Annotated in this window: 4 protein-coding genes; 2 read left to right on the forward strand and 2 right to left on the reverse strand. The window is 45.3% G+C overall.

What is annotated here, in order from left to right:
* Together SYJ56_RS25660 and SYJ56_RS25665 are read left to right on the forward strand one after the other, a co-directional pair.
* On the forward strand, positions 1-232 hold a 232-nt coding region (locus tag SYJ56_RS25660; protein WP_323839233.1), incomplete at its 5' end, for a MauE/DoxX family redox-associated membrane protein.
* Positions 233-1,161: 929 nt separating this feature from the next.
* Positions 1,162-1,434, forward strand: a complete 273-nt coding sequence (locus SYJ56_RS25665; protein ID WP_323839235.1) for a hypothetical protein — start codon at positions 1,162-1,164, stop codon at positions 1,432-1,434.
* Between the two features lie 59 nt (positions 1,435-1,493).
* Here SYJ56_RS25665 and SYJ56_RS25670 read toward each other — a convergent pair whose 3' ends face one another.
* Both SYJ56_RS25670 and SYJ56_RS25675 read right to left on the reverse strand, forming a co-directional pair.
* Positions 1,494-2,852 (reverse strand): RagB/SusD family nutrient uptake outer membrane protein, encoded by a 1,359-nt coding sequence (locus SYJ56_RS25670; protein ID WP_323839237.1) that lies wholly within the window; start codon positions 2,850-2,852, stop codon positions 1,494-1,496.
* A 52-nt stretch (positions 2,853-2,904) separates the two neighbouring features.
* A partial coding sequence (locus tag SYJ56_RS25675; RefSeq protein ID WP_323839240.1) for a SusC/RagA family TonB-linked outer membrane protein occupies positions 2,905-5,379 on the reverse strand: 2,475 nt, incomplete at its 5' end.

The following is a 5,379-nucleotide window of genomic DNA, read 5'->3' on the forward strand; positions in this document are numbered from 1 at the left end:
TCTGCTGAGTGTGGTACTGATGATTCTCTTTACGGGGTACGTAACTCTGGTCTGGCTGGGATTTACAGAACGTGTCCCCTGCTCCTGTGGCGGGGTGCTAAGTAGTCTGGGCTGGGGAGAGCATCTGGTGTTTAATCTGATGTTTTTGGGAATAGCAGTGTGGGGAGTGGTGAGGGAGGAGCACAGAGATGCACAGAGAAAATGTGAGGAGCACGGAGACCTTACAGGTTAAAGGTTTAAAAGGTCAAAAGGACACATGTAATGTGTGAAGAGAATTTAGATTGATTTATCTCCAAAACCCTGTAGAAAAGAAGCCTGCCCTCCGGGAGGCGGGCATGTCGTAGGTATGCACTATGGGTAGCACCGGGTTTCAACCAGGTGAAAAAAAAGACAAATGGCCATTGCCCTTCCCGATATCGCTATGCTTCCCGAATCACTTCGTTCTCGGGATTAGAACATCGGGACAGGCAAGACATGAAGTAAAGTGATAAGACGAAATATTGTCCCGAGGAGGTCTATGGAGTTAATGGATTTATAACCTTAAATACCGAAACCCTCTTCGATTAAAATGATGAATGTGGCATTGTAAAGTTTGAAAAATGAAGTTGGAAGGCAGTCAGGAGACTGCAATATCGTCAGCACAAGTCAGGAAGACTTGCGCTAGCTGATCTACAGAGTTTGGGAATTGTCGGATTGGAAATCCTGCGGTTAAGGTTCGAGATTACAAATCTCGAACAGCAAGTTTATTTCTCAAATCCTGCAGCAAGAACCAACCCCATGGGGGTGGCAGATTTGTAGCCTAGGGTTTCAACCCTAGGTTGAATAAGGAAATAAGGCCATTGCCTCCTGCGCAGAACTATCATCTGGAAACAGGAGATAGTGCAGGAGGATGCCTGCTGCGGTAGGCAGGGAAACGATTAACAGTAACATAAAAACCTTCGAGGTTTGGCAAACCTCAAAGGTTATCACTATAACGCCAAGGCAAATGCAGCCCAACGATTACGTTGGGAGCATGTAATCTAGATAAAAAAAGATAACACGGTCCGTGAAGCCACTAGGTGGCTGCCGGACAACAGCAGGGGGTAAAATCCGGCCGCCCCTCTCGGAAGGCGTACAGGCCAAAGCGACCGGAGTTATTAGTAAACTATAACAGTACAACTTATGAAACTTTCAGTTTTAAACCTCCTACGCGGAGGTGTATTTTCGCTTGCAATGGTAGCCGCTTTTGCGTTTACCCAGCCAATTCCACAAGGTCAGACCTATTTTGGTTTGGACAGCAACAACAATCTTGTTGATGTGACTGATGTTGTGGCATCAGGTGAGTATTCCTGTCCTGAAAATCCTGATACACATTGTCTCTACCAGAGCAATGATATCAATGACCCGGTTCCTGGGGCCATGAATGAGGACAGAAAAATTAGCTGGACTCCCTGAAAAAAGGATTGAGTAATAGGTAAAGAGGCTGTCTCTTTTTATGGAGACGGCCTCTTTTATCAGTTCCTATCGTTCTGCAGGATGTCATTGAAGTCAAGTTCATTCTGAGGAATAGGATATACATAGCGCTTGCTGTTTGGCAACAAGGTATAAGTTACTCCTCCCACCTCCCTGCTAAGTGTTTTTTGGAATTGACTATCCCTATTCAACCTACGTAAGTCGTCCCATCTATGGCCCCGAAAGACCAAGGTTTTTCTTCTTTCTTCCAGTACCAGCTCCAATGCTACCTCTTCGATCACTGCTGTAAGAGGTTCAAAGTTTCCTTCAGAAAAGCGGGTTACCAATAAATCATTAAGCATGTCCATCCCCTCTTGAAATTGACCTCTCCTTACCAAGGCCTCTGCCCGGATGAGGAATATTTCATCCACAGCAATCCCACTAAAGCCAATATTTCCAGATGTATAATGCCCCTTGAAATTAAATCTATCCTCTACATTGGTCGGTCTTAAATACAAGGCCTTTCTCAAATCAAAGTCAGTAAAAAGAGACAACAGTTCAGGGTTTACATGGATCAAGGGCCTGCTTATATAGGAATAGGTTACCATGGAACTGTGAAAAATCACTTCCTCGTTGAACTGGGAAAACGGGAATCTTCCTGCTGGGTTTAGCGAGTTGTAATCGATTAAATCTGATTTGATCCCAAGACATAAATCCGCATACTTCAGGGCTTCCTCATACCTACCCAATTGCAGGGACATTCTTGCCAAAAGGCCATATGCTGCCCATTTACTGGTACGCGTAGGGTAATCGATTGGTAAATCGGGCAAAAGCTCCAGGGAATTTTCCAGATCCATTCGAATCTGGGCATAGCAAGTCTCCAAATCCGCTCTTTTCTCATTATTTCTGATTTCGGGATCCAAGCGCAGTGGAACGCCCAATTGGGTGCCGGCTGTAGCAGGGTCATATTGGGGAGCAAACAAACGCAACAGGTCATAGTAGTTAAATGCCCTATAAAACAAGGCACTCCCTTTAATCCTGTTCCATTCCATTTCATTCTGAATGCTTTTAGAAACTCCATCCAATTGCTGTAAAACAATATTGCTGGTGAGAATATTGGAATAATTCAGGTTCCAGTCGCTGAAAGATAAACCCTCCAAAATATCTTCTTTCCAGAGGTAAGCATTTCCTTCAGTGATCTGGTTGTTCAGGCTCATGAGTCCTTCTTGGGTAGTGATGAGGTCGTCAGTCCCGATCACACTGATCCCAGAGGAGGAATTCATGCTGCTGTTGTCAAGCAGCGCCTGCAAATCCTGCAGGGTCGTAGGTACTACTATGTCCACTGATGGCTTTTCATCCAGAAATCCAGAGCAGGAGGTAAGGAAAAGTAATACGATGATGTAATTCACAAATTTATCCATCTTTCTATTGATTGATTTGATTATTTAATTTTGCAGTTTTCATAAGCAGGCATTAGAATCCAATTCTCAGCCCAAAAGAAATACTCCTCATGGGACCTGAGGATCTGTAATCCGGATCAAAGCGATCTCTGGAGGCTTTCCATAAAATCCCCAGGTTATCCGCATAGGCATAGATCTCCGCATTCTGAAAAGGCAACCAATGAATATCTTTCTGATTCAGTCCATAGGATAGCCGGATATCCTGCAATCGAACATGGTCACCTTTTTCGACTAGGTTGGACCCATAGAGGATCAGGGTATTTCTATTGTTGTTGTTTGCCTCAGGCATGGATGGCACGTCCGTTACGGCTTCATCCCCTGGGTTCATCCAGCGCAGGGCATAGTCCGAATGGCTGATTCTACCTGCCAGTAAATCTCCATAGTTGACTGTCTGTCTCCTGTAGTAGTAACCCAACCTATAAGTAATATTAAAGGACAGGGACAGGTTTTTCCAGGAAAGATTATTGGTAACTGTTCCAAACACCGTTGGTCTGGAAGGCCCATGATACTGAAGGTCAGCTGCAGTCAACGAAGAAATAATAGCAGAATAATCGTCTGAGGCCTCTCCATCCAAATAACCCAATGGGTTTCCGTTTGCAGGATCCAGGCCGGCAAAAGGAATGCTCAGTACGGAGAATAAGGGTTTGCCAGGGAGTGGAACTGCCCCGGAGGTCCCGAGTAAAGCAGAAGTGGCAGAAAATTCACGCTCGTAATCGGTGACTTTTTCATTTACATAACTTACAAAGAGTCTGGTATCCCATTTGATCTGGCCTTGGGTATTGACTGTAGAAACCTCGAAATCAAATCCCTTGGTCAATGTATTAGCAAAATTCCCCCGAAACTGACGCAGTCCGGTAGAAGCGGCCACAGGAAAATCCCCGAGTAGATCAGTGCCCCTTTTCACATAATATTCCAGGCTGGTTCGCAGTCTCCCATCAGTAGTCTCCACATCCACACCGAAATTGAGAATTCCTATTCTTTCCCATCTCAAATCCGGATTGGGTGGGCTGCTCACCACTGCATAGGGCAAGCTGGGAATGAGAGAAAATGGTCCGCCTGAGACATATTGCGCCGTAGCAAATGCACTAACTGAACGATCCACGTTTCCATTATAGCCATAGGTAGTTCTAAGCCTTACAAAGGGCAGATTCCAATCTGCTAAGAATCCCTCTTCGCTGAGAACCCAAGATGCGCCTGCAGACCAGAGCGGTATTGCCTTCTGGTTTGCCCTTACCCCAAATAAATTGGAGGCATCCCTACGCATGCTGGCGTTGAACACCAGTTTCTTATCAAATGTGAATGAGGAATTGAAATAACCCGAAATGAAATTATCTACCGTCCCTGAATGTGCATCTACAGCAGGGATACTCGCTAAGGAATTATTGTGAAAGCGCCTGAATCGGGTGATGTAATCCACCTGCCTGCTTATTCCCAATTCCTCCTCGTATCCATAGTACCGGGTTTGGTTTCCTTCTCTGCGCAGTGACTTTGCCTCGTAACCACCTAATACGGTAAGCTGGTTTTTGCCAAAAACTTTGTCGTAGTTTAACTGCGCTCTGAAATTATGGCTAAGTCCAACGTTTGATCCTATATCCTCTATCCCACCCTCCGGAATCGGTCTAGAAATACCTCCATCCGGGTCAAGCTGAGAAAACTGGTTCACCAGATCCCTCACAAAGTAGCTGCCAGCCAGCTGATAGTTCCTTTGGGAACTGCTGTTTTGCCAATATTGATGGGATAGACTGACACGGAAACCTGGAAATATCTTATATCCCAGTCCCACATTGACCCGTAGATCAGAAGCCCGGGAGGTATTCTCCAAAGTTCCCAGTTCATCTAAGGGAATATAATTCCAATCCAAAAGACCTGCTGGCAAGTCCCCCGCTATATACCTTCTGCTGTATCCTTGGGTAATTGGCAGGTGATTTCCGTTGGCGGCCTGCAGGTAGTCGTAGGAATAAGGGGAAGGGAGCTCAGTAGCAGTAGTCACTCCAGATCCCGTAAAATACAGTCCTAGGTTTGCATCCAATTTATTGTCCATGAAAAGCCAGGAGTTTTTAGCATTGATCGTAATTCTTTCCCTGGAATTCCCTACCACATTTTCATCCGTACGGTCATATCCGGCAGAAACGGCATAGGTGTTATGTGTGCCTCCTCCTGCTATTCCAAGGGAATATTGCTGGCTTAATCTGGGACGGTAATAGATATTTTGCAATTCACTCCTTACGTCATGGGTTTTATATCCTGCTACCCGTTTTTCCGCTTCATCAGATGAAATCACACCGTCCCTTTGTGCGATGAGTGTCTCCACTACCGGTGAAAGTGCCGTTTTACTGTTGGAGTTTTCACTGTTTTTGTAATAGCCCCTGTCAAACAGCATGCGCTCCACTTCCACAAAATCCGAATTGTCCATTCTTGGTGAATAAAACAGATCGGGTTTCTCGGTGAAAATCAGATTGGTATTCAGACTTACTTTGGGGGCTGATCC

It is taken from the genome of Algoriphagus aurantiacus (assembly GCF_035156405.1).
Classification (GTDB): Bacteria; Bacteroidota; Bacteroidia; order Cytophagales; family Cyclobacteriaceae; genus Algoriphagus; species Algoriphagus aurantiacus.